Annotated in this window: 24 protein-coding genes; 21 read left to right on the top strand and 3 right to left on the bottom strand. The window is 27.0% G+C overall.

From position 1 onward, the window contains the following. Nucleotides 1-121 precede the first annotated feature (121 nt). The 14 genes from spoIIAA (at nucleotide 122) to EJJ37_RS04670 (ending at nucleotide 8697) form a co-directional block, all read left to right on the top strand. Complete coding sequence (spoIIAA, locus tag EJJ37_RS04735) at nucleotides 122-457, top strand: anti-sigma F factor antagonist (RefSeq protein ID WP_133014447.1); 336 nt, start codon at nucleotides 122-124, stop codon at nucleotides 455-457. A 16-nt stretch (nucleotides 458-473) separates the two neighbouring features. Continuing rightward, nucleotides 474-896 carry an anti-sigma F factor gene (gene spoIIAB, locus EJJ37_RS04730; RefSeq protein ID WP_133014446.1) on the top strand — a complete coding sequence of 141 codons (423 nt, stop codon included), beginning with the start codon at nucleotides 474-476 and terminating at the stop codon, nucleotides 894-896. Between the two features lie 17 nt (nucleotides 897-913). Further along, the gene (gene sigF / locus EJJ37_RS04725) at nucleotides 914-1672 is read left to right on the top strand and encodes an RNA polymerase sporulation sigma factor SigF (RefSeq protein ID WP_133014445.1); all 759 of its coding nucleotides are present in this window, start codon (nucleotides 914-916) and stop codon (nucleotides 1670-1672) included. 192 nt (nucleotides 1673-1864) lie between these two features. Continuing rightward, nucleotides 1865-2329, top strand: coding sequence for a stage V sporulation protein AC (spoVAC, locus tag EJJ37_RS04720; protein WP_133014536.1), 465 nt, complete (start codon nucleotides 1865-1867; stop codon nucleotides 2327-2329). An 18-nt stretch (nucleotides 2330-2347) separates the two neighbouring features. Continuing rightward, nucleotides 2348-3367 carry a stage V sporulation protein AD gene (gene spoVAD / locus EJJ37_RS04715; protein ID WP_133014444.1) on the top strand — a complete coding sequence of 340 codons (1020 nt, stop codon included), beginning with the start codon at nucleotides 2348-2350 and terminating at the stop codon, nucleotides 3365-3367. A 20-nt stretch (nucleotides 3368-3387) separates the two neighbouring features. Next, nucleotides 3388-3744 carry a stage V sporulation protein AE gene (gene spoVAE, locus EJJ37_RS04710; protein ID WP_133014443.1) on the top strand — a complete coding sequence of 119 codons (357 nt, stop codon included), beginning with the start codon at nucleotides 3388-3390 and terminating at the stop codon, nucleotides 3742-3744. 139 nt (nucleotides 3745-3883) lie between these two features. Further along, entirely contained in the window at nucleotides 3884-4042 is a 159-nt protein-coding gene (locus tag EJJ37_RS04705) for a DUF1540 domain-containing protein (RefSeq protein WP_133014442.1), read from the top strand. Between the two features lie 204 nt (nucleotides 4043-4246). After that, the gene (locus EJJ37_RS04700; RefSeq protein WP_133014441.1) at nucleotides 4247-4456 is read left to right on the top strand and encodes a FeoA family protein; all 210 of its coding nucleotides are present in this window, start codon (nucleotides 4247-4249) and stop codon (nucleotides 4454-4456) included. Nucleotides 4457-4468: 12 nt separating this feature from the next. After that, nucleotides 4469-4690 (top strand): FeoA family protein, encoded by a 222-nt coding sequence (locus tag EJJ37_RS04695; protein ID WP_133014440.1) that lies wholly within the window; start codon nucleotides 4469-4471, stop codon nucleotides 4688-4690. Nucleotides 4691-4723: 33 nt separating this feature from the next. Then, the gene (gene feoB, locus EJJ37_RS04690; RefSeq protein WP_133014439.1) at nucleotides 4724-6871 is read left to right on the top strand and encodes a ferrous iron transport protein B; all 2148 of its coding nucleotides are present in this window, start codon (nucleotides 4724-4726) and stop codon (nucleotides 6869-6871) included. 28 nt (nucleotides 6872-6899) lie between these two features. Further along, entirely contained in the window at nucleotides 6900-7064 is a 165-nt protein-coding gene (locus tag EJJ37_RS04685; RefSeq protein WP_133014438.1) for a FeoB-associated Cys-rich membrane protein, read from the top strand. Between the two features lie 226 nt (nucleotides 7065-7290). After that, nucleotides 7291-7707, top strand: a complete 417-nt coding sequence (locus EJJ37_RS04680; protein WP_133014437.1) for a flavodoxin — start codon at nucleotides 7291-7293, stop codon at nucleotides 7705-7707. 7 nt (nucleotides 7708-7714) lie between these two features. Then, nucleotides 7715-8353: a DUF3793 family protein gene (locus tag EJJ37_RS04675; protein WP_133014436.1), complete on the top strand. Its 639-nt coding sequence runs from the start codon at nucleotides 7715-7717 to the stop codon at nucleotides 8351-8353. A 59-nt stretch (nucleotides 8354-8412) separates the two neighbouring features. Beyond that, the gene (locus EJJ37_RS04670) at nucleotides 8413-8697 is read left to right on the top strand and encodes a DUF2325 domain-containing protein (protein WP_133014435.1); all 285 of its coding nucleotides are present in this window, start codon (nucleotides 8413-8415) and stop codon (nucleotides 8695-8697) included. Nucleotides 8698-8774: 77 nt separating this feature from the next. On the opposite strand, the gene EJJ37_RS04665 is transcribed toward EJJ37_RS04670, so the two are convergent. After that, nucleotides 8775-9584: an EcsC family protein gene (locus tag EJJ37_RS04665; RefSeq protein WP_133014434.1), complete on the bottom strand. Its 810-nt coding sequence runs from the start codon at nucleotides 9582-9584 to the stop codon at nucleotides 8775-8777. Between the two features lie 173 nt (nucleotides 9585-9757). Between EJJ37_RS04665 and EJJ37_RS04660 the strand changes: the two genes are divergently transcribed. From EJJ37_RS04660 to EJJ37_RS04635, 6 genes are all read left to right on the top strand, one after another. Continuing rightward, nucleotides 9758-11557, top strand: coding sequence for an ABC transporter ATP-binding protein/permease (locus tag EJJ37_RS04660; RefSeq protein WP_133014433.1), 1800 nt, complete (start codon nucleotides 9758-9760; stop codon nucleotides 11555-11557). Between the two features lies 1 nt (nucleotide 11558). Continuing rightward, nucleotides 11559-13229 carry an amino acid ABC transporter ATP-binding/permease protein gene (locus EJJ37_RS04655; protein WP_133014432.1) on the top strand — a complete coding sequence of 557 codons (1671 nt, stop codon included), beginning with the start codon at nucleotides 11559-11561 and terminating at the stop codon, nucleotides 13227-13229. Nucleotides 13230-13335: 106 nt separating this feature from the next. After that, a complete protein-coding gene (locus tag EJJ37_RS04650; RefSeq protein WP_133014431.1) occupies nucleotides 13336-13635 on the top strand; it encodes a nitrous oxide-stimulated promoter family protein in 300 nt (99 codons plus the stop codon). A gap of 51 nt (nucleotides 13636-13686) precedes the next feature. Then, nucleotides 13687-14103 (top strand): YbaN family protein, encoded by a 417-nt coding sequence (locus EJJ37_RS04645; protein WP_133014430.1) that lies wholly within the window; start codon nucleotides 13687-13689, stop codon nucleotides 14101-14103. Between the two features lie 44 nt (nucleotides 14104-14147). Further along, nucleotides 14148-14468 (top strand): hypothetical protein, encoded by a 321-nt coding sequence (locus EJJ37_RS04640; RefSeq protein ID WP_133014429.1) that lies wholly within the window; start codon nucleotides 14148-14150, stop codon nucleotides 14466-14468. Between the two features lie 121 nt (nucleotides 14469-14589). After that, on the top strand, nucleotides 14590-16284 hold the full coding sequence (locus EJJ37_RS04635; protein WP_133014428.1) for a ComEC/Rec2 family competence protein: 1695 nt from the start codon (nucleotides 14590-14592) through the stop codon (nucleotides 16282-16284). Between the two features lie 88 nt (nucleotides 16285-16372). Here the strand turns inward: EJJ37_RS04635 and EJJ37_RS04630 are convergent, their stop codons facing one another. Continuing rightward, nucleotides 16373-18169, bottom strand: coding sequence for a sensor histidine kinase (locus EJJ37_RS04630; RefSeq protein ID WP_133014427.1), 1797 nt, complete (start codon nucleotides 18167-18169; stop codon nucleotides 16373-16375). 32 nt (nucleotides 18170-18201) lie between these two features. Then, the gene (locus tag EJJ37_RS04625) at nucleotides 18202-18936 is read right to left on the bottom strand and encodes a LytR/AlgR family response regulator transcription factor (RefSeq protein WP_133014426.1); all 735 of its coding nucleotides are present in this window, start codon (nucleotides 18934-18936) and stop codon (nucleotides 18202-18204) included. Nucleotides 18937-19214: 278 nt separating this feature from the next. On the opposite strand from EJJ37_RS04625, the gene EJJ37_RS04620 reads away from it, so the two are divergent. Next, a complete protein-coding gene (locus EJJ37_RS04620) occupies nucleotides 19215-23150 on the top strand; it encodes a SpaA isopeptide-forming pilin-related protein (protein WP_166484663.1) in 3936 nt (1311 codons plus the stop codon). The last annotated feature ends 74 nt before the right edge of the window (nucleotides 23151-23224 follow it).

Here is a 23224-nt window from a genome sequence, read left to right as displayed (position 1 = left end):
ACTTTATATCCATAAAAAGGTAAAAAATACATTGACGACAAAACAAATATTATGTTAAAATTATGGAAAAAGAAGGAAGATGGGAGGGTGCTCTAATTATTTATTTTTAGAGTTGATTATTATGTTTTTGAAATTTAATAAAGTTGATGATAAATTAGTCGTTACTCTTGTTGGAGAATTAGATCATCATAGTGCAGAAGAAGTTAGAGTAAAGATAGATGATAGAATAGAGAGAGATAACATAAAAAAAGTTATAATGGATTTTAAAGAAGTAACATTTATGGATAGTTCGGGTATAGGTGTTGTTATAGGCAGATTAAAGAAGATTAAGAATAGGGATGGAAAAGTATGCATAACTAATATTAATAAAAGAGTAGATAAAGTATTTACACTATCAGGGCTTTATAAAATAATTACTGTTTATAATAATGTCAATGAAGCACTTGCGAACATTTAATGGAGGGGTTAATAACATGGAAGAAAATAGAGTATGTATAGAATTTGAAAGTAGATCTCAAAATGAAGGATTTGCTAGAGTTGCAGTTTCAGCTTTTGTTTCTCAATTAGATCCAACTATTGAAGAAATTGCAGATGTTAAAACAGCTGTTTCTGAAGCTGTAACAAATTCTATAATTCATGGTTATGAAAATTATGAAAAGGGTATAATTAAAATAGAGTCTACAATTTCTGGAAAAGAAGTATCGATTATAATTACGGATTATGGTAAAGGTATAGATGATGTTGATAAAGCTAGAGAGCCTCTTTATACTTCAAGACCCGATCTTGAAAGATCTGGAATGGGATTTACTGTTATGGAAAGTTTTATGGATAGTTTAGAGGTAGAAAGTCAAAAGGGTAAAGGTACTAGAATTGTTATGACAAAGAAATTTAATTAGCGTATGAGGGGAGAGGTATGGAAAAGGGTAAACTAAAAAAAGAAAAGTTAAGCTATGAGGATAACTCAGAATTATTACCCCTAGCCAAAGCTGGAGATGCAGAGGCGATGAACAGGCTCATAGAAGCAAATTTACCTTTAGTGACTTCTATAAGTAAAAAGTTTATAAATAGAGGGTATGATTACGAAGATATCTATCAAATAGGATGTATGGGGCTTGTTAAGGCAATTAATAATTTTGATGATAAGTATAATGTTAAGTTCTCAACTTATGCTGTTCCAATGATAATTGGAGAAATAAAAAGATTTCTTAGAGATGATGGAATTATAAAGGTAAGTAGAAATGTTAAGAGCTTAGCTAAAAAGTTGCATTTTGATAAAGAAGCATTAACTAAAAAACTAAATAGAGATCCTAGTATAGATGAGTTAGCTGAATTTTCGGGGATAAATAAAGAAGAAATATTATTTGCTTTGGAGTCTTCTGCAAGTATGCAGTATCTTTATGAGGTAATTCATCAGGATGATGGTGCACCAGTATTACTTATTGATAAGTTAAGTGAAAATGCAGCAGAAGATAAAAACTTGACTGAAAGAATAGCTTTAAAAGAGGCATTAAACAATTTAGATGTTAAATCTAGACAAATCATTGTATTAAGATATTTTAAAGACAAGACACAAATCCAGGTTGCTAAAATGTTAGGTATAAGTCAAGTACAAGTGTCAAGAATAGAGAAAAAGGTACTTTTAGAGATGAGAAAACAATTAGATGAGGAATGAACATAAGAAGATGTATAAACTAAAAAAGAAAAAATTTTTTAAATAAATCTACATTAAATAATAAAAAATTATTTAATGTAGATTTTTTTATGCAAAAGTAAAAATAATGAAAATTATAATAATATGAGTTAATTTTAAATTAAGAGGAATAATAAATTTATGAAAGAAAGGAGACGTAAATACATGGGAAAAATGGCTAAGGAAGAAAAGAAAATAATTAAAGATTTTGAAAATATTTCAAAGGAAATGGTTCCTAAACCAAAATATTTTAAAAATATTCTATTAGCTTTTCTAGTTGGTGGAGCTATATGTACTATAGGGCAGTTTATACTAAATATGTTAACAAAATTTGGTATAGATGAAGAAACTGCTAAACTTTGGTTGCCTATAATAATGATATTTATTGGTGCATTATTAACAGGAATAGGAGTTTATGATAAGATAGCAAGCTTTGCTGGTGCTGGTACTATAGTTCCTATTACAGGATTTTCTAATGCAATGGTATCTCCGGCAATAGAATTTAAAAAAGAAGGTTTTGTTTTTGGTGTAGCAGCTAAAATGTTTACTATTGCAGGACCAGTATTAGTTTATGGAATAGGAACATCAGTAATAATAGGATTAGTATATTATGTTTTAGGACTTATGGGAATTGTTTAAATTGGAGAGTGAATGTCAATGAATATAAAAAATAAAAAGGTAGGAAAACAAACTATTAAACTTGAAAATCCGCCTAAAATAATTTCAACTTATTCTATAGTTGGACCTAAGGAAGGTGATGGGCCTTTAAAGGAGTATTTTCATCAAATATTAAATGATGATACTTTAGGTAAGGATAGTTTTGAAAAAGCAGAATCAGAAATGATGTATACAGCAATAAAAAGTGCTATAAGCAATGCGAATTTAAGAGAAGAAAATATAGATTATCTATTTGCAGGTGATTTATTAAATCAAATAACATCATCAAGTTTTGCAGCAAGAGAATTAAATATACCATTTATAGGATTGTATGGTGCTTGCTCTACAATGTCAGAGTCTTTAAGTATGGCATCGCTATTTTTAGATGGTGGATTTGGAAACTATATTGTAGCCTCTACTTCATCACATTTTAGTTCTGCAGAAAGACAATTTAGATTTCCATTAGAATATGGAAGCCAAAGATGCCCAACATGTCAATGGACAGTTACAGGATCAGGAGCAATGGTCTTAGCTAGAAATGGAGATTTTCCTAAAGTGACATATGTAACTACAGGGTTAGTAAAGGATTATGGAATAAAGGATGCTAATAACATGGGAGCTGCAATGGCTCCAGCAGCAGTAGATACAATTTATAATCATTTTAAAGATACAGGAAGAACTCCTAAAGATTACGATGTAATTGCAACTGGAGATTTAGGTAAGATAGGAAAGGAAATAACAACTAAATTATTATTGGATTATGGTTATGATGTAAAAGATAATTATGTGGATTGTGGAGACTTAATATTTGATGATGAAAGGCAAAAGACTGATGCTGGTGGAAGTGGTTGTGGATGTTCAGCAGTTGTAACATGTGGATATTTTTATAAAAAATTAATGAGAAGAGAAATAAAAAGTTTATTATTAGTTTCAACAGGAGCATTAATGAGTACAACATCATCTCTTCAAGGAGAAAGTATACCAGGAATAGCTCATGCAGTAGCTATTGAATATAAATAGAAAGTCGGTGAGAATTTATTATGGATTACATAAGTGCATTTATTGTTGGCGGATTAATATGTGTTGTGGCACAAATATTAATGGACACAACAAAATTAACTCCAGCTAGAATATTAGTTATCTTTGTTACTCTTGGAGCAATTCTTGGAGGATTTGGAATTTACGATAAATTAATCGAAATTGGAGGTGCAGGAGCAACAATACCTTTACCGAGTTTTGGTAATGGTTTAGCAAAAGCAGCTATAAAAGGTGTAAAAGAAAATGGATTAATAGGAGCATTTACAGGTGGTATTGAAGGTGCTGCAGGAGGAATTACAGCAGCAATCTTTTTTGGATATTTGATGGCTCTTATTTTTAATCCAAAAACAAAACAATAATATAATTAATAATTAAAATTGAATATAAAAAATTTAAATACATATAGAAAATTCATAAAATTTTAATATTAATCTTTTAGAATAATAAGACCTCTTATGGGAAAAATAATAGAGTAATAAAGAGTTGGAGGTGAAAGTTATGGAAAAGAATTCAAGCATTAAATGTAGTGTACAACAATGTAAACATCATGCCTGTTCAGAAAATTATTGTACTTTAGATGCAATACAAGTTGGTACTCATGAAGCAAACCCAACAGTTGTTGAATGTACAGATTGCCAATCATTTGTATTAAAATAATCTAAATTTAGATTAAAAACTATTAAGTAACTTAGTAAAGAAAAATATTTCTATACTAAGTTACTTATTTTTTTTGTATAAAATAATCTTCTAATTTATACAAAATTAATATTTAATAGAAAAATATATTTACTTTTACAAATAAAGGAGTATAATGAAAGTGTAAATAATGATAATCATTATCAGTATAAGAGGTGAAAAGAAATGTCATTAATATTATCACAAGTAGGAGAAGAAGTTAAAATTAAAAAAATAACAGGAAATGCTGAAACAAAAAAGTTTTTAAACAGTTTAGGCTTTGTTATTGGTGAAGGTATTACAATAGTTTCTGATTTGGGTGGAAATTTAATAGTAAATATTAAAGGAGCTAGAATAGCTTTAGATAAAAGTATGGCAAGTAGAATAATGGTATAGGAGAGATTGGAAATGGCAACATTAAAAGATGTGCAATGTGGACAAACTGTAAAAGTTAAAAAGATAGAAGGTACTGGTGCTGTTCGTAGACGAATAATGGATATGGGAATTACAAAAGGTAGTGAAATTTATGTTAGAAAGGTGGCACCATTAGGAGATCCTATAGAAGTTAATATAAGAGGATATGAACTAACATTACGTAAATATGATGCTGAAATGATATTAGTTGAGTAATTATAAGTTGAAAAATATATAGGGGGAAGAAAGATGACAATAAAAATAGGGTTAGCAGGGAACCCAAACTGCGGTAAAACAACTATGTTTAATAACCTTACAGGTGCAAAACAATATGTTGGAAATTGGCCAGGAGTAACCGTAGAGAAAAAAAGTGGAAAAATTAAAGGATACAAGGATGTTGAATTAGTTGATTTGCCAGGAGTATATTCGTTATCACCATATACATTAGAAGAAGTTGTAACTAGAAATTTTATGCTAGATGAAAGACCAGATGTAGTTATTAATATTATAGATGCATCAAATATTGAAAGAAATTTGTATTTAACAACTCAAATATTAGAATTAGGTATTCCAACAGTAATAGCATTAAATATGATGGACATTATAGAAAAAAGAGGAGATATTATTGATATTGAAAAGTTATCTAAAATTCTTGGATGTCCAGTAGTTAAAACAAGTGCATTAAAGGGAGATGGAACTAAGGATGTTGCTTCAAAGGCAATTGAGATAGCTAAAAATAATAAGAGTAACAATTTTAATATGAACTTTTCTAAAGAAGTAAAAGATGCACTAGAAGATATTAAGGGTTTAATAAGAAGTAATAATATTAATTATTCAGGAAGCAACGAGCAATGGATGGCTATTAAAATTTTTGAACGTGATAGTGATTTTATAAATAAAATAACATTAAATAATGATGTTAAGGAAAAAATAGAATCAATTATTGTAAAGTGTGAAGAAGAGTTTGATGATGATGCAGAAGGAATTATTACTGGTGAAAGATATGAATTTATTGGAACACTTGTTTCAAAAGTTATTAAGAAAAATAACACATCAAAACATACTGTATCAGATAAAATAGATAAAATAGTTACCAATCGTATATTAGCATTACCTATATTTGCTTTGATTATGTGGGCTGTATATTATATAGCAGTTAGTTCATTAGGTACAATATTGACCGATTGGACAAATGATACTTTATTTGGAGAAATAATTGGTGAAAATGTAGCTACCTTTTTAGAAAATGTAGGTACAGCACCTTGGTTACAGAGTTTAATTAATGATGGAATAATCGCTGGCGTAGGTGCTGTTTTAGGGTTTGTACCACAAATAATGTTATTATTCTTTTTATTATCATTATTAGAAGATTGTGGATATATGGCTAGAATAGCATTTATTATGGATAGAATATTACGTAAGTTTGGATTATCAGGAAAATCTTTTATACCTGTACTTATAAGTTCTGGTTGTGGAGTTCCGGGAATAATGTCAACACGTACTATAGAAAATGATAAAGATAGAAGGCTTACAATAATGCTTACTACATTTATTCCTTGTAGTGCCAAATTGCCTATAATTGCATTATTTGCAGGATCTATTTTTGGTGGATCATCATGGGTAGCACCAGTTGTCTATTTCTTAGGAATTTTTATGATTATAATTTGTGGAATTATTTTAAATAAGACTAAGATGTTTAAAGGTGAAGCAGCACCATTTGTTATGGAGCTTCCACAATATCATATTCCAAGTATGAAGAGTGTTTTAATTCATATGTGGGATAGAGCAAAAGCTTTCATTAAAAAAGCAGGAACTATCATATTTGTTGCTTGTGCTGTAATTTGGTTTACTAGTTCATTTAATTGGACATTACAAATGGTAGATGCTCAAGATAGTATATTAGCAAGTATAGGAAAAGTAATAGCTCCAATATTTGCGCCACTTGGTTTTGGAAATTGGCAATCAGCAGTATCAACTGTAACAGGATTAGTAGCTAAGGAAAATCTTGTAGGAACATTTGGTGTATTATTTGGAATTGCAGAAGCGGCAGAAGATACACCAACATTATTAACTCAAATTGGAACAATGTTTACAGCAGCAAGTGGATTAGCATTTATAGCATTTAATATACTTAATGCTCCTTGTTTTGCAGCTATAGGTGCAATTAGAAGAGAAATGGGATCTTGGAAATGGATGTGGATAACAGTTGGATTCCAAACATTAACTGCATATATAGTTGCATTAGTAATAAACCAAGTTGGTAGTTTATTATTAGGAAATGGTAGTGTAGTGGGAGCTATAATCTCAATATTAATTGCAATATTGGCTATTGCACTAGCAGTTGGATCAGGAAGAGATATTAGAAGTAATAAAGAAGGTAGAAAAGTAAGTGCATAATTATTGTTTTGAATAAGGAAGTGATTAAATGGCTACATTTATTATTGGAGCAATAGTATTTGGTTTATTATTTTTAGCTGTATGGAGTATGGTTAAAAAGAGTAAAAATAATAATGGTGGTTGTGGATGCGGTTGCTCGGGCTGTTCTAGTAAAAAATTATGCAATGGCGAAATAGAATTTAAGCACAAATAACTACTTTAATATTTAAAAATAGGCTGTATCAAAGATTATTTTGATACAGCCTATAATTTTTATCTAAAATTAAGCTTATTGAAGATTTAGGTTTGGTTAAGAGTAAAAGATACATATAGAAAAAAATTTCAAAAAATTTCAAGTTATATATTGACATGCTAAAGAGAATACTATATTATAATAAGTAATTGAGAATGAATATCAATATTGATTAGGAGGAGAGAATATGAAAATAGTTTATTATTCAGCATCTGGTAATACTGAGAAAATGGCAAATTTAATTGCAGAGGGCATAGCTAATGGAGGAAAAAAAGCAGAGGTAATTAATGTATCAAATGCAAATGCAGATATATTTGATAATGAAGAAATAGTTATACTTGGGTGTCCAGCTATGGGGGATGAGGTATTAGAAGAAAATGAATTTGAACCTTTCGTAGAAGAGATATCATCTAAAATTTCAGGAAAAAAAGTGGCTTTATTCGGATCATATGGATGGGGAGATGGTCAATGGATGAGAGATTGGCAAGAGAGAATGGAATCTTTAGGTTGCACTTTAATTGGTGATGGATTAATAATTCAATATGAGCCTGAGGATAACTCTTCAGAGTGTATTGAATTAGGAATGACTATAGCAAAGGCATAGAAGTAAATTGAAGCAAGTTGAATTTTATAAAAGTCTTGCTAATATGGGAGATAGAGAGTGCATTGAAAAATTTTTAATTTATAATGCCTCTCTGGTAATCTCAGGAGTTAAACCATCAGCAACCATCACAATAAAGAAAGACAAAGAAAATTTATATGATAAATGGATAAAGTACGGAATTGATTTTTTAGAAGCTATTGATATTCAATATATAGATTTAAGAGAATGTAGTAATGCGTTAATTATATTAATATATAATAAAAAGCAATTATCAAATTATATATTCAGAAAAGATAATAAAAAATTCTTAATGCAATTAGGATATTCAAATAAAGAGGATATAAATAATTATTTATATATGTTAAAGAACAGATATAAGGAGTTTAATTGCCCACATGAATTAGGCATATTTTTAGGATTTCCATTAAATGATGTTATGGATTTTATGAATTGTAAAAATAAGAAATGTTTAAGTTGTGGATATTGGCTTGTATATAATAATTTACAAGAGGCAAAGGAAACTTTCAGTAGGTATGATAAAGTTAAGGAGCATACTGTAAATTATATTTTAAAAGGAGATTCATCTCATAATGTAGCATATTCTATAAGAAATTTATTTCAAGAATATGAAGGAGCTAGTGCATAAGAGAATGATTCTAATTAATAAGGGTTAGTAATAACCAATAATTAAAAGGAGAGAAAAAAATGAGTGTAGTAATAGTTGGTGGCCATGATAAAATGACTAAAGATTATATTAGAGTATGTAAAAAATATAATTGTAAGGCAAAGGTTTTCACTCAAATGGAAACAGGCTTAAAGGATAAAATTGGAATGCCAGATGCAGTTATATTATTAACAGATGTAGTATCACATAAACTTGTATTGACAGCAAAGAGAGAAGCTGATAAGAAAAATATAAGGGTTATAAGAAATCATAAAAGTACATTAAATGCAGTTGAATCACTTATTAAGGAAATAGTATTGAATTAAAAAATAAATATATGAAGAAGTTATATTTAAAAAAGCGTCTAATTATAATTTAACATTATATCTAGACGCTTTTATTATTAAAGCAAAAGTTTATTTAAATATCGTTGTTTATATTTGAGTTTAGCTATAGTGCTTATATCATGTAATGTTTTAAAATTAGTAACTCCACCAACAACTCCTACTATAGGAAGACCTTGTATAAATTTTGAAGTTAACATATAAGTAGAAATTTTATTAGAAGTTTCCTTTAATGTTTCATCAATATTATAATTATGATATTTACCATTATCTATTTCATTAGCTATAGTATCTAATTTATTAAAATACATTTTTCTTTCAGTACCAGAAGTGACTGAAGCACAAATTATATTTAAGATATAGACCTTCTCTTCAGAAGAATTATAATCAAATCCATAGCTTAAGCTAATTTCATAAATGGACTTTAAAATTACTCCTATATATATGGGGATATCAGGAATGCCTATTCCTAATAGACCTAGAGCACCACCTTCGATAGCACTAACAGACTTATTTATAAATGTTTTTTTATTTGCAGATTTATCAATTTTTTTTAGATTTCTTTTTGTGGGATATTTATTTATAGCATAAGAGTTTATATCAAATTCCATGTTTATATCTTCTTTATTGTAGGTTTTTTCAATTATACCTAGACCTTTATCAAATACTGTTTTAAATCCTTTTTCAAAAGCTATATTTAAAGTAGATTGAAGTTTTTCAGGAATTTTCTCCTCAATTTTTGTTTTTAAAGGGTCTAATTTATTTTTTATAATACCAGGCTCTTTTTCTAGTATTAATTTTTCTTCCTTTTTATTAAGTTGTTTTAGTTGTTTTTCAATTAAGTTATTTTTGGTTGAAAATTTACTCATATTATTACTCCTAAAATATGTACTATAAGTTAATTATAATACAAAAATAGAAAATTTATTAATGAAAGTGTTGAAAATAATTATCAATTAGGTTATATTATATTAGGTAATAATAAATATCATTTGAAAGTATATTTCAAATGATTAAAAGATTCAAAGGAGGAATATATATTATGATGATAAATAAAAGGTTAATAAACCTATGTAAAGATTCTAAAAAGTACATAGCATTAACTATATTGGTTAATTGGATTTCAGTTCTATGTAATATAGTTACTATAATACTAATTGGTCAATTTATTAATAAAATTTATATAGGCGAAAGATTAGATCTTAATGGAAATAATGTTTTTGTAGCTATGATGAATTTTAAAATATGGGGAAGTATTTCGCTATTATCAGGAATTATAATTATAGCAATTTTATTAGCTACAAGATATTCATGTAATATTTTATATGCTAAATTCTCAAATGCGGCATCTGGAAATGCTAGAGTAACATTAAGAGAACTTATTTATAAAAAGTTATTAAGATTAGGAACTGGATATACTTCTGTTGAAAGTACTTCTGCAGTAGTTCAAGTATCTGTTGAAGGTATAGAACAACTTGAAATTTACTTTGGTAAATATTTACCTCAATTCTTCTATTCACTTTTAGTTCCAGTAACATTATTTATTTTTATGAGTTTTATATCATTTAAAGCAGCACTAGTATTTATACTTTGTGTACCACTTATTCCAGTATCAATAATAGCTATAATGAAAATAGCTAAAAGAATATTAAAAGATTACTGGAAGTCTTATTCAGATTTAGGTGGAACTTTCTTAGAAAATCTTCAAGGATTAACTACTTTAAAGGTATTTAATATTGATGAAGAAAGACATGAAAAAATGAATGTTGAAGCTGAAAAGTTTAGAAAAATTACTATGAAAGTATTAAGTATGCAACTTAATTCAATAACTATAATGGATTTAGTTGCTTTTGGTGGAGCTGCAGTTGGAACTATAGTTGCGTTAATTCAATTTAAAAATGGAGAAATACAAGTTGGAAGCTTACTTATAATAATATTACTTTCATCTGAATTCTTTATACCTCTTAGATTACTAGGATCATATTTCCATATAGCAATGAATGGTATGGCTGCAAGTGATAGAATGTTTGGTATTTTAGATGCTGAAGAAAGAGTAAAAGATATTGAAGTTAATGAAGAAATGAAACTTAACGATGTTAAAGTTAGTTTAAAGAATGTTGACTTTAGTTATGATGGTGAAAGAAAAGTATTGAATAATATCAATATGGAAATTACATCAGGCGGATTAGTTGCAATAGTAGGTGAAAGTGGTTCAGGTAAAAGTACAATTGCATCACTTATTTTAAATAATCACAAAGTAACTAATGGAGAAATAAATATTAATGATAAAAATATAGAAAAAATATCATTAGATAATATTTATGGGAATATAGCTTTAGTTTCTACTAATAGTTATATATTTAATGGAACTATTTTAGATAATTTATTAATGGCTAAGAGAGATGCATCAGAAGAAGAAATTAATAATGCTTTAAAAACTGCAAGATTATATGATTTTGTTAAGGGATTAAAAGATGGATTATTAACTGATGTTGGTCAAGCTGGTAGTGCATTATCAGGTGGACAAAAACAAAGATTAGCATTAGCAAGAGTTATTTTAGCAGATAGACCAATGATAATTTTTGATGAAGCTACTTCTAACATAGATGTTGAAAGTGAAGAAAGTATTTGGGAAGCAATTTATGAGCTTTCTAAAGATAAAACTATATTAGTAATATCTCATAGATTGGCTAATGTAACAAATGCTAAGAATATTTATGTTATGAATAAAGGAATTTTAGTTGAAAGTGGAACACATGATGAATTAATGAAAAATGAATCATGCTACTATGATATGGTTAATAAACAAAATGAATTAGAAATGATAAGGGAGGTTTGCTAATATGAAAAGAAGATCAGGCTTCCAAATAATGAAGAGATTAATAGTTGAGTTAAAACCTTTAGCTCCAATTATGGCAATAACTATAAGTATGGGTGTTATAGGATTTTTAGCGGCAATAGCAATAGCAAGTTTTGGAGCAATAGCAATAGGGGCATTTATAGGTGATATTACATTTATAAGTTTTACTGGTGCTATGGTAGTTATGATAGTTTCAGCAGTTTTAAGAGGTTTCTTAAGATATGCTGAACAATTATCAGGACATTATATTGCCTTTAAAATACTTTACATATTAAGAGATAAGATATTTGCTAAGCTTAGAAAATTAGCTCCAGCTAAATTAGAAGGACAAGAAAAGGGAAATCTTATTTCATTAATTACTTCAGATATAGAGCTTTTAGAAGTATTTTATGCTCACACAATAGCTCCAATATCAATTGCCATAATAACAAACAGTATTATATCTATAATATTATTTATGATAAATCCTTGGTTTGGAATTTTATCAGTAATATTCTTCCTAATAGTTGGATTCGTTATTCCTTATGCTTCTTCTAGTTTAGGAAAAGAAGCAGGTGTTGCTTATAGAAATATGTTTGGTGAGTGTAATAACTATATACTTGATTCTTTAAGGGGTTTAAAAGAAGTATTATTATTTAAATCTGGTGATGAGAGATTAAATGAAATTAATTCAAAATCACATAGAATAAATGAAAGTCTTGATAAAATTAAAGAGCATGAAGGTATAATAAGAGCGATTACAGATTTAACTATAATGATTGCAATATTGACTTTTGTTGGAGTTGGATTTGCACAATATTCAATAGGAAACATATCATTTACATGGATGCTTGTTGGAATAGTTATAATAGCATCATCATTTGGACCTGTAGTTGCTTTAAGTAACCTTTCAAATACATTACTTCAAACTTTTGCTTGTGCAGAAAGATTATTTGAATTAATTGATGAAGAACCACATGTAGAAGAAGTTGCAGATGGACATAAAATAAATGGTGAATCAATAGCTTATGATAATGTAACATTCTCTTATCCAAATAGAAAAGAGAAGATTTTTGATAATACATCAGTTCACATAAAAAGAGGAGATAAGATTGCTCTTATAGGTGAAAGTGGTATAGGTAAAAGTACATTTGTTAAACTTATGATGAGATTCTGGGATGTAAATGAAGGAAAGATTAATCTTGATAATAAGAATATTAAAGAGGTTAATACTAAATCACTTAGAAATAGTCAGACTTTAGTAAGTCAAGAAACATATTTATTTAATGAATCTATATTAGATAATATAAAGATTGGTAATTTAAAGGCTACAAAAGAAGAAGTTATAGAAGCAGCAAAGATGGCATCTATACATGAGTTTATAGAAACTTTACCAAAAGGATATGACACAAAGGTAGGAGAGCTTGGAGGAAATCTTTCTTCAGGTGAAAAACAAAGAATAGGACTTGCTAGAGCCTTTTTAAGCAAAGGTGATGTTTTAATATTAGATGAGCCTACAAGTAATTTAGATACATTAAATGAAGGTGAAATACTAAAATCAATAAAAGAAAATTGTGAAGATAAGACAATAGTACTTATTTCACATAGAAAGTCAACAACAGCTGTTTGTAATAAGACATATAAGCTTGAAAATAGTAAGTTAGTATTAAGCTAATTAAATAAAGGCTGTATCATAATGAAATTATGAGTTTTGATACAGCCTTTATTAAAAAAAGTATATGATAATGATTATCATTAATATATCTGGAGGGACAGTCATTATGGGAAGAATAGATAGAGAAAAAAGAACTATAAAACTAATGATAGATATATATTGTCAAAAGAAGCATGGTAATAATAAAGGTGAATTATGTGAAGAATGTTCAGAGTTATTAGAATATGCACATAAAAGACTTAGTTTTTGTAAGTTTGGTGAAAACAAATCTACTTGTTCAAGATGTCCAATTCATTGTTACAAAAAAGATATGAAGGAAAAGGTAAAGGAAGTAATGAAGTTTTCTGGACCAAGACTTATTATTTATAATCCAGTTGAACTAGTTAGACATGCTTTAAATAAATAAGGGATAAATATTAGGAAATATAAAAAGTATTAATTAAAAGGGGAGTAAAACATGAATAAAGCAAAAAAATATTTTTATATAACTTTAGGTTTTATAGCACTTGGATTAGGGCTTATAGGAGTAATATTACCTATATTACCAACAACACCATTTTTATTAGTAACATCATTTTGTTTTGCAAAAGGTTCTGAGAGATTTCATACATGGTTTACAAACACAAATATTTATAAAAAGCACTTAGAGAGTTTTGTTAAAGAAAGAGCTATGACATTAAAACAAAAAGTTATATTATTAAGTTTTGTTAATTTTATGTTAGCTTTTCCTTTAATATTAGTTGATGTATTACCTATGAGAATAACTATTATAGTATTAATAATAATTAAATTATATTACTTTATATTTAAAGTTAAGACAATTACTCCAGAAGAAAAGAGGGCTATGGAAGCTGCAAGAAGAGAAATGGCTTAATGAAAAGTATTAATTTACAGAAGAGAAAGTAGGGATAAGTAAAAATGGAAAGAATATCATCTATGTTTTTTTGTTTATCATTAATAGTTTATTATGTATTAAAATTATTAAAGGTAAAGAGAAAAATATATTTAAAAGCACATATAAGTTTAGGAGCTATCTCAGTACTAGCAATGATAGGAGAATTAATTAATAGATTTGGACAAGAAGGATTTATAAAGTATATAGGATTTTCTGTAATTATGCTTGCTATCGGAATAACTGGTATGGTAATGAAGAAGAATTACAAGCTTTATAAGAAGCTTCATATTGTATTTACTATAGGATTTTTCATATATTTACCTATAGCTATTAAATTTTTGTAATTAATTATATATAATCTAGTAGATAGTTGTAGGCTTTACTAACTAAGTAAAGTCTCTTTTTTATGTTTGTGATTTATATATTAGAAATTTGGTAATGATTATTTAATGAGGTGTTGCCAAGATGGATAGTGTGAATAATAATTACTTTAATAATCCATTACCATATATATTTATTGTGTTTATGTTATCATATTTTAGTTATGAAATGTATAGCAAGAATACTATTCTGGCAGGTTTTTATGTTGTCAGTTTTTTTATTTTTATAATGTATTTTAAAGGTAAATATATAATGTTCATATTAGCTTTATTTTTTATTGTAGCATTAAATAATATTATATGTTTTTATAATTATACTCCAAGAGAAATTGAAGAGGTAAGAATAACTGAAGTTAAAAACTATTATGGAAAAGGAGAGATTAATGGAAGAATAGTTAGCTTATCTAATGTTAGTGAGAAAATAGAAGTAGGAAATAAACTTTTAGTTAAAGGTAAGTTTACTGAAAATAAGAATATATGCAGTGGAGTAATTGGAGATTATAAAATAGAAGATTATAAAATTTTAAAGTCTGATTTTATTGATAAGCTTTATAAAAGAAGAAAGTACGTATTTGAAAGCATTGAAAGTAAGCTAGGCGAAAGAAAAGCTGCATTAATAACATCGGTATCATTTGGATATAAAAGCGAATTAAATGAAGATCACAAGGAATTAATGAAAAATTTAGGAATATCTCATGTTATTTCAATTTCAGGTTTGCATTTAGTTTTAGTATATAGTGTATTACGTAGGATTTTAGGCGTAAAATTAAGTTTAGTATTAGCATTAGTATATGTATTGTTTTCAGGGGCATCAGCGCCGGCTGTAAGAGCATATATAATGATAGTAATATTAAATGTTGGGAAAATAGTTAAGCGTAATTATAACCCTATAGCAGCATTATCTTTAGCAGGGATAATACTGATATTAGAAAAGCCATATTATATTTATAATCTTGGATTTGTACTTTCATTTCTAGCTACCTTGGGAATAATATTATTTAACAAGGACTTAAATAAAAAGTTATATAAATTACCTAACTCTATTAGAAATACTATTGCAATTTCATTAAGCGCACAAATATTAACATTGCCAATTATAATATTATATTTTAATGAAGTATCATTGAATTTTATAGTTGGAAATATCATTGTAATTCCTTTTATAAATGTTCTAGTGGTTTTAGGAAATATATTAATATTTATAGTAGAAATTCCAAGTATATTTAATTACATTATTTATATATGTCATTATATAATTAAATATATTGATATAATTATGTATAAAATTGATGATATGTCATTTGATTTAATGTATTTTCATTATACTGTAGCATATTTTTATATAGCTTTATTAATAACATATTATTTTTATAAAAAAGGGTTTAAAAGGTTTTTATATTATCCTTTAATTATATTTTTTTATATATTAGTAGCAATATATTCTCCATTACCGAAGATAAGATATTATAATGAGGGAGGGCTTTTAATAAGTTATAAAGGAGATAGAGTGCTTATTCAAACAAAAGATGAAGTTGATAAGGAAAAACTTGCAATGATTTCTTTATCAGATTATATATATGAGGAAATAGATGAAATTAATATTGGGAAAATAGTTAAGTTAAAAAAGTATGGTGAAAATTATATTTTGCAGACAGTAAATAATAAATATTTGTTATTTGTAAATTATGAAAGTTTAAATAACGAATATGATATAATAGACTTTAGAAAAGGTGATTTAAAGGAAATTAAAGTATTTAATGATGAAATAATAATAAATTAGTTAGAAGTAGCGATAGAACTAGTTAAAAATAAAGTTTAAATGACATGAGTAAGATAATATATTGATCGCATGCCATTTAAACTTTATGTTAGACTCCTAATAATATAAAGGATGCTATAAAAGTAGATTCTGTATAATTAATAGATAATTCACCATCATATTTCTTAATTGCATTTTTTACATTTTTTAATCCTATACCATGAGAAGCTTTATCTTTTTTACTTGTTTCAAGATTTTTATTAATAGTTATATTTTTATCGATAGAGTTACTTATTTTACAAATTAGCATATTATTTTTTGATATTAATTTTATTTTTATATATCTATTGCTTTCAATATTAGATGATGCCTCAATGGCATTATCTAATATATTACTAAATATTGTACAGCAATCAAGTAAATCTATTTTTAAGTTTTTATTTATAAAAATATCTGTAGAAACTTGTATATTTTTTCTCATAGCTATTTCTATTTTCTCAGTCAATATAGCATCTAATATAGGATTACCAGTATCAATTATTGTCTTTTTTTCATTAGAAAAATTACTAATCATAGTTGATATATACTCTTTAGAATCTTCTATATTACTATTATTGATTAAATTATATACAGTGCTCCAGTGATTTAACATATCATGTTTATAAGATTTAAGGTTTGAGTTTTTTTCTTTTAGATTATGATAATATTTTAATTGATAATCTAATTGTAAGTTTAAAAAGTTATTATCATCTTTAATTTTTTTTAGCTTTGAAATATCTTGAAAGATAATTATTAAAATATATAATTCTATTAAGAAAATACCTATAGATAAAAAGCTAATATCAAATATATGTAATTTAAAATCATAAAGTAGTGTGTCTAAAATAAAAGAAATAAATAGTATTATCAAAATATTTATTAAGCTTTTTAGTCTTTTTTCTCTTTTTACTTCAAACATGATTATAGTTATACATATAGAGAATGTAATGAAAAATATTAATATAAAAGTCCATTGAGATGAGTATAATGGTAATAATCCTATAAATTGAAGTAACAAAAAAGTTGGTAATAAATAAAAATGAATTTTGTAAAGTATAAAAATATATTTTTTATGTTTTATATTATACTCTAGAAATATGTACTTATATAAAAATATAGGAAAAGAAAATAAACTAATAAATTGTAAAAAATAAATTAGTGCATAATTATTAAACATAAAAACAAAAAATTGAGATTCTGCCAATACCCATATAGATGATAATAAAAACATTAATACAACATAATATCCATTAAAGGTAATACTATAAACCTTTTTATAATATATAGAAGCAACTAAAAATATTATAGATAAAATAAATAACGAAAATGATAATACCGCATCAGGAAAGCTATCAAAGAATAATTCGGCCAAAAGTTCCGATTTATTTCCGAATCTAACTCGAGATAAGTTTCCGGATAACTTATTATATGATGATATAAGCTCGATTTTTAATGTTTTTCCAAAACAATCATTAGGTAAATCTACTAATAACCATAAAGCTCCACCGGTTTTACCATTATTAATAGCTCTCATAGAATCAAACTTATATATAAGATTGTTATCTAAATAAATTCTAACTTCTTGTTGAGAAGATCCTACTCTTAAATAAGGGTTTTTTATGAAATCAGTAGGTATTTGTTTCTCGATACTAATTATATTTTCTCGAGTGTTTTCTCGTGTGAAATAAGGTAAATCTATAGTTTTATTAATATCTGTTCCATTAATATTTAATAGCCAATTTTTAGAAAAATCATTTGAAAACACATATTTATAGTTTTCCATTGTATATGTTAGTGAAGTTAATACAAAAAATAAACCTAATAATACAATTAATAAATAATTTATATTGTGAATTTTAATTTTCAAAATTATATCTCCTATTACAAATTAATGTTTAATTAGTTAGTATTAAAATCATTTAAGAGAAATTTAGTATATTGCGTTTTTAGATTTTTAAGGTATTTCTCACTAATTGGTAGAACAGTAGAGTTATTGCAAAGTAATGTTTTACCTTCTATTGATTTTATGTAATAAGCATTTATTAAAAAAGAACGATGGATTTGTATAAAATTATTGCTATTTATTTCATTGACTAAGTTTTTCATTGTAAAATAAAACTGATCAGTAGTACCATCTATAAAGTTTATAGTAACTATTCTATTTTTTATTTCAAAAAAGACTATTTTATTTGTGTCTATGCATTTAATGGTATGTCCTACTTTATATTTAAAAAGATTTTTTTTATTTGGTTTTATAAGATTTATAGCCTTCATAAATACTTCTTCTAATTTTTTCTCACTTAACTCCTGTTTTATTAAGTAATGTAACGGCATAACATCAAAAGCATCAAAAACATGATCTTTACTTGAAGTTAAAAATATAATTTGTGAAGTTATATTAAATTTTCTAATTTCATTTGCTATATCTATTCCGGTAAAACCATCCATTAGTACATCTAAGAAATATATATCTATATCGTTTTTATGTTCATCTATGTCAAATAGAAGATGTTTGCAAGATGAATATTTAATTATATTTACTTCAATGTTATTTTTAGAAGCAATCTCAAATATTTTATTATTTAATTTTAATAAAAAATTAGTATTATCATCACATATGCATATCTGAAACATTTAATACCTCCAATAAATATAGAATAATTAATATCTATTCTCATTATTAATTAATAATAATATAACTTTATGGAAAAATCTACTTTAATGCAAAAAAATCCTTTTCTACAACGTAATATAACAAAATTTTAATAGTTTAAATATACTAAATAAGTAAGATTTATTTTATATAGTTTTATATTAACCTGTAAATATATTAATATATTTACAGGTTAATATAACTCTTGTTATAATAATGGCGCAAATATATGGCTGAAATATTTTTTAGGAGGGATAAAATGACACAAAAAAACTATAAAGTATTATGTAGATTAAAGTGTTTATTGCTAGTAATGATTATTATTTTAAATTCATCTATATCAGTAAATGCTTATGAAGCATTAAAAAGTGATGTTACTTACACTTGTTATAATAAAGATAACGGTGTTAATGGATTTTTTTATGTTATTGAGGATGATGGAAGTAAAGAAATTGTATATTGTTACAATCAGGATTTAAAGCAACCATCATCTAATGGTACATCAGGTTATAAAAAATATGATTATTTTTCAACAGAAATTAATACAGTTAATTCTGAGGTGAAATCAGAAATAGCAGCTATATTATATGCAGGCTACCCAAATAATGCATTAGGGTTTATGGAGGAGTTTGGTATATCAGAAGATAAAGCTAGAGAATATACGCAAGATGCAATTTGGTCATTAACTAATGGAAATGACCATACTAATTCTAATATTAGCAGAAATTCATATTTACATGCGTTATATTTTTATGCAGAGAAAGAACAAGGAACATATGGATATACCGGTAGTGTTTCAATAGATGAGGAAGTTATATTGAATCAACTAGATGGAGTATGGAAATCTAATATTTTAACTGTTAAGGGAGATTATACTGGATCAATATCATTTGGTAATTTACCACAAAATATTACTATTTATGATGCTAAAACTAATAATGTAGTTAATTCATCCGTTAAGATTGGAGATTCAATTTACATCGTTTATTCCGGTGAGGTAGAAGGAAATTTTTCAGAAACATTAACATATAATTATGAAACAACAGATGTTAGATTTTATAAATCAGCAGATAATACATATCAAGATATGATAGGATCTAAAATTACTTCTAATGAAGGGAAGATTTCTATCAGTGCAGAAAATGAAAACAAAGAATTACCTTCTAAAAATACTAATGCAAAGGTAGTTATAAATAAAGTGGAAGAAGGGACTGAAAATAGGTTAGTTGGAGCAGAACTAAGCCTATATGAAGGAACCCCTAATAATGGAAAATTAATAGAAGAATGGACAACAACAAGAGAGTCAAAAGAAATTAAAGTTGAAGCTGGAAAAACTTATACTCTTGTTGAAAAATCAGCACCAGAAGGGTATGAAATAGCAGATCCTATTACATTTACAGTAGATAGTAGTATAGTAAATTCAGATAATATTAATATTATTGAAGATACTACAGATTACGTTGGGTATAGATATAATAGTGAAAGATATATTACTGATGGACAAACTATAGGGATAGTATATTGTATTAATCATGATTTAGATAATCCAGATGTAGTGTTGAATCCTACACCACCATCATTAGCAGATTCAAACTATCCTCATTATAGACATTGGATGTTAAGTAGTGTAAATGATGAAATATTAAGAGAAAATCAGACTGTAGACTTTACTCGTGAACAATTAGCAGAAGTCTTATTAGCAGGATATCCTACAGATTACTATGGATATCAAAAAAAGTATAATTTAAGCAATAGTCAAGCATATTCTAGAACTCAAGCAGTATTAGATGCTGTACTTTCAGGTGACACAAGTTTAAAGAGTACAAGCGGTTTATCTGGTGAATATTTAGCCTTAACAAATTACTATAATGATTTAGTTAAAGCATACTTAGCACCTAAAGCTGAAAATGCAGATTCTGTTGTAGATTTTTTTAGATGGGTTAATGGAACAGGAAAAGATGGAAAAACATATCAAAATTTAGTTGGTATTACACCTTTTGAAAATAACATTACCATAGAAGTAACTATGGAAGATGCTAAAAAAGATATTGTAGTTGTTCCAAATATATCAGTATCAGTAGAAAAAGTATGGGAAGATGGAAATTCAGTAGGCTCTATACCGAATGAGGTAGAAGTTCAATTATATAGAGATGGTAAAGCCTACGGAAATGTAGTTAAGTTAAGTAATGATAATGATTGGAAGTATCAGTGGAATGATTTAGATGGTACATATGAATGGACAGTTGATGAAGTTAATGTACCAGAGGGATATATTAAGACTATAACTAATAATGATACAAGCTTTATAATTACAAATACGAAGATAGTAGGAAAATTAGAAATAACGAAGACAGATATAGCAGATGGAACATTATTACCCAATGCAGGATTCAGAATATATGATGAAAATAAAAATGTAATAGCAGAAGGAAGAACAAACGACCAAGGTATTGCAACATTTGAGTTAGGATATGGAAAGTACTATTATCAAGAGTTTGATGCTCCAGAGGGATATGTAATAGATGAAACATTATTCCCATTTGAAATTAAGACAAATGGAGAGATAGTAAAAGCTCAAATGACAAATACGAAGATAGTAGGAAAATTAGAAATAACGAAGACAGATATAGCAGATGGAACATTACTACCTAATGCAGGATTTAGAATATATGATGAAAATAAAAATGTAATAGCAGAAGGAAGAACAAACGACCAAGGTGTTGCAACATTTGAGTTAGGATATGGAAAGTACTATTATCAAGAGTTTGATGCTCCAGAGGGATATGTAATAGATGAAACATTATTCCCATTTGAAATTAAGACAAATGGAGAGATAGTAAAAGCTCAAATGACAAATACGAAGATAGCAGGAAAGTTAGAAATAACGAAGACAGACATAGCAGATGGAACATTACTACCTAATGCAGGATTCAGAATATATGATGAAAATAAAAATGTAATAGCAGAAGGAAGAACAAACGACCAAGGTATTGCAACATTTGAATTAGGATATGGAAAATACTATTATCAAGAGTTTGATGCTCCAGAGGGATATGTAATAGATGAAACATTATTCCCATTTGAAATTAAGACAGATGGAGAGATAGTAAAAGCTCAAATGACAAATACGAAGATAGTAGGAAAATTAGAAATAACGAAGACAGATATAGCAGATGGAACATTATTACCTAATGCAGGATTCAGAATATATGATGAAAATAAAAATGTAATAGCAGAAGGAAGAACAAACGACCAAGGTATTGCAACATTTGAATTAGGATATGGAAAATACTATTATCAAGAGTTTGATGCTCCAGAGGGATATGTAATAGATGAAACATTATTCCCATTTGAAATTAAGACAGATGGAGAGATAGTAAAAGCTCAAATGACAAATACGAAGATAGTAGGAAAATTAGAAATAACGAAGACAGATATAGCAGATGGAACATTATTACCTAATGCAGGATTCAGAATATATGATGAAAATAAAAATGTAATAGCAGAAGGAAGAACAAACGACCAAGGTATTGCAACATTTGAATTAGGATATGGAAAATACTATTATCAAGAGTTTGATGCTCCAGAGGGATATGTAATAGATGAAACATTATTCCCATTTGAAATTAAGACAGATGGAGAGATAGTAAAAGCTCAAATGACAAATACGAAGATAGTAGGAAAATTAGAAATAACGAAGACAGATATAGCAGATGGAACATTACTACCTAATGCAGGATTTAGAATATATGATGAAAATAAAAATGTAATAGCAGAAGGAAGAACAAACGACCAAGGTATTGCAACATTTGAGTTAGGATATGGAAAGTACTATTATCAAGAGTTTGATGCTCCAGAGGGATATGTAATAGATGAAACATTATTCCCATTTGAAATTAAGACAAATGGAGAGATAGTAAAAGCTCAAATGACAAATATGAAGATAGAAAGTGAAGGGGAAGAGACTGAGGCTGAGGATCCAGATACGCCAATTAATCCGAGCACTCCGGAAGAATCAGAAGATTCAGTAGAAATAGAAGAAGCAAATGATTCAAATGGTGTTGCTGATAATACAGAGAATAATACTTTACCGCAAACTGGCGGAAATAATAGTATCATATATTTACTATTAGGAGGAGTTCTTAGCCTAGCTGGATTTGGATTATTTAGTATTGGATATAAATCTAAAAGATAATCTAATTTAATTAGACTATTTTTAAATGGTGATTTCTGTTAGGGAATCACCATTTTTATAAGAGGATTATTAAG

The sequence above is a fragment of the Clostridium cuniculi genome (assembly GCF_004353185.1).
Taxonomy (GTDB): domain Bacteria; phylum Bacillota; class Clostridia; order Clostridiales; family Clostridiaceae; genus Clostridium; species Clostridium cuniculi.
This window is presented reverse-complemented; position numbering and strand designations above follow the sequence as displayed.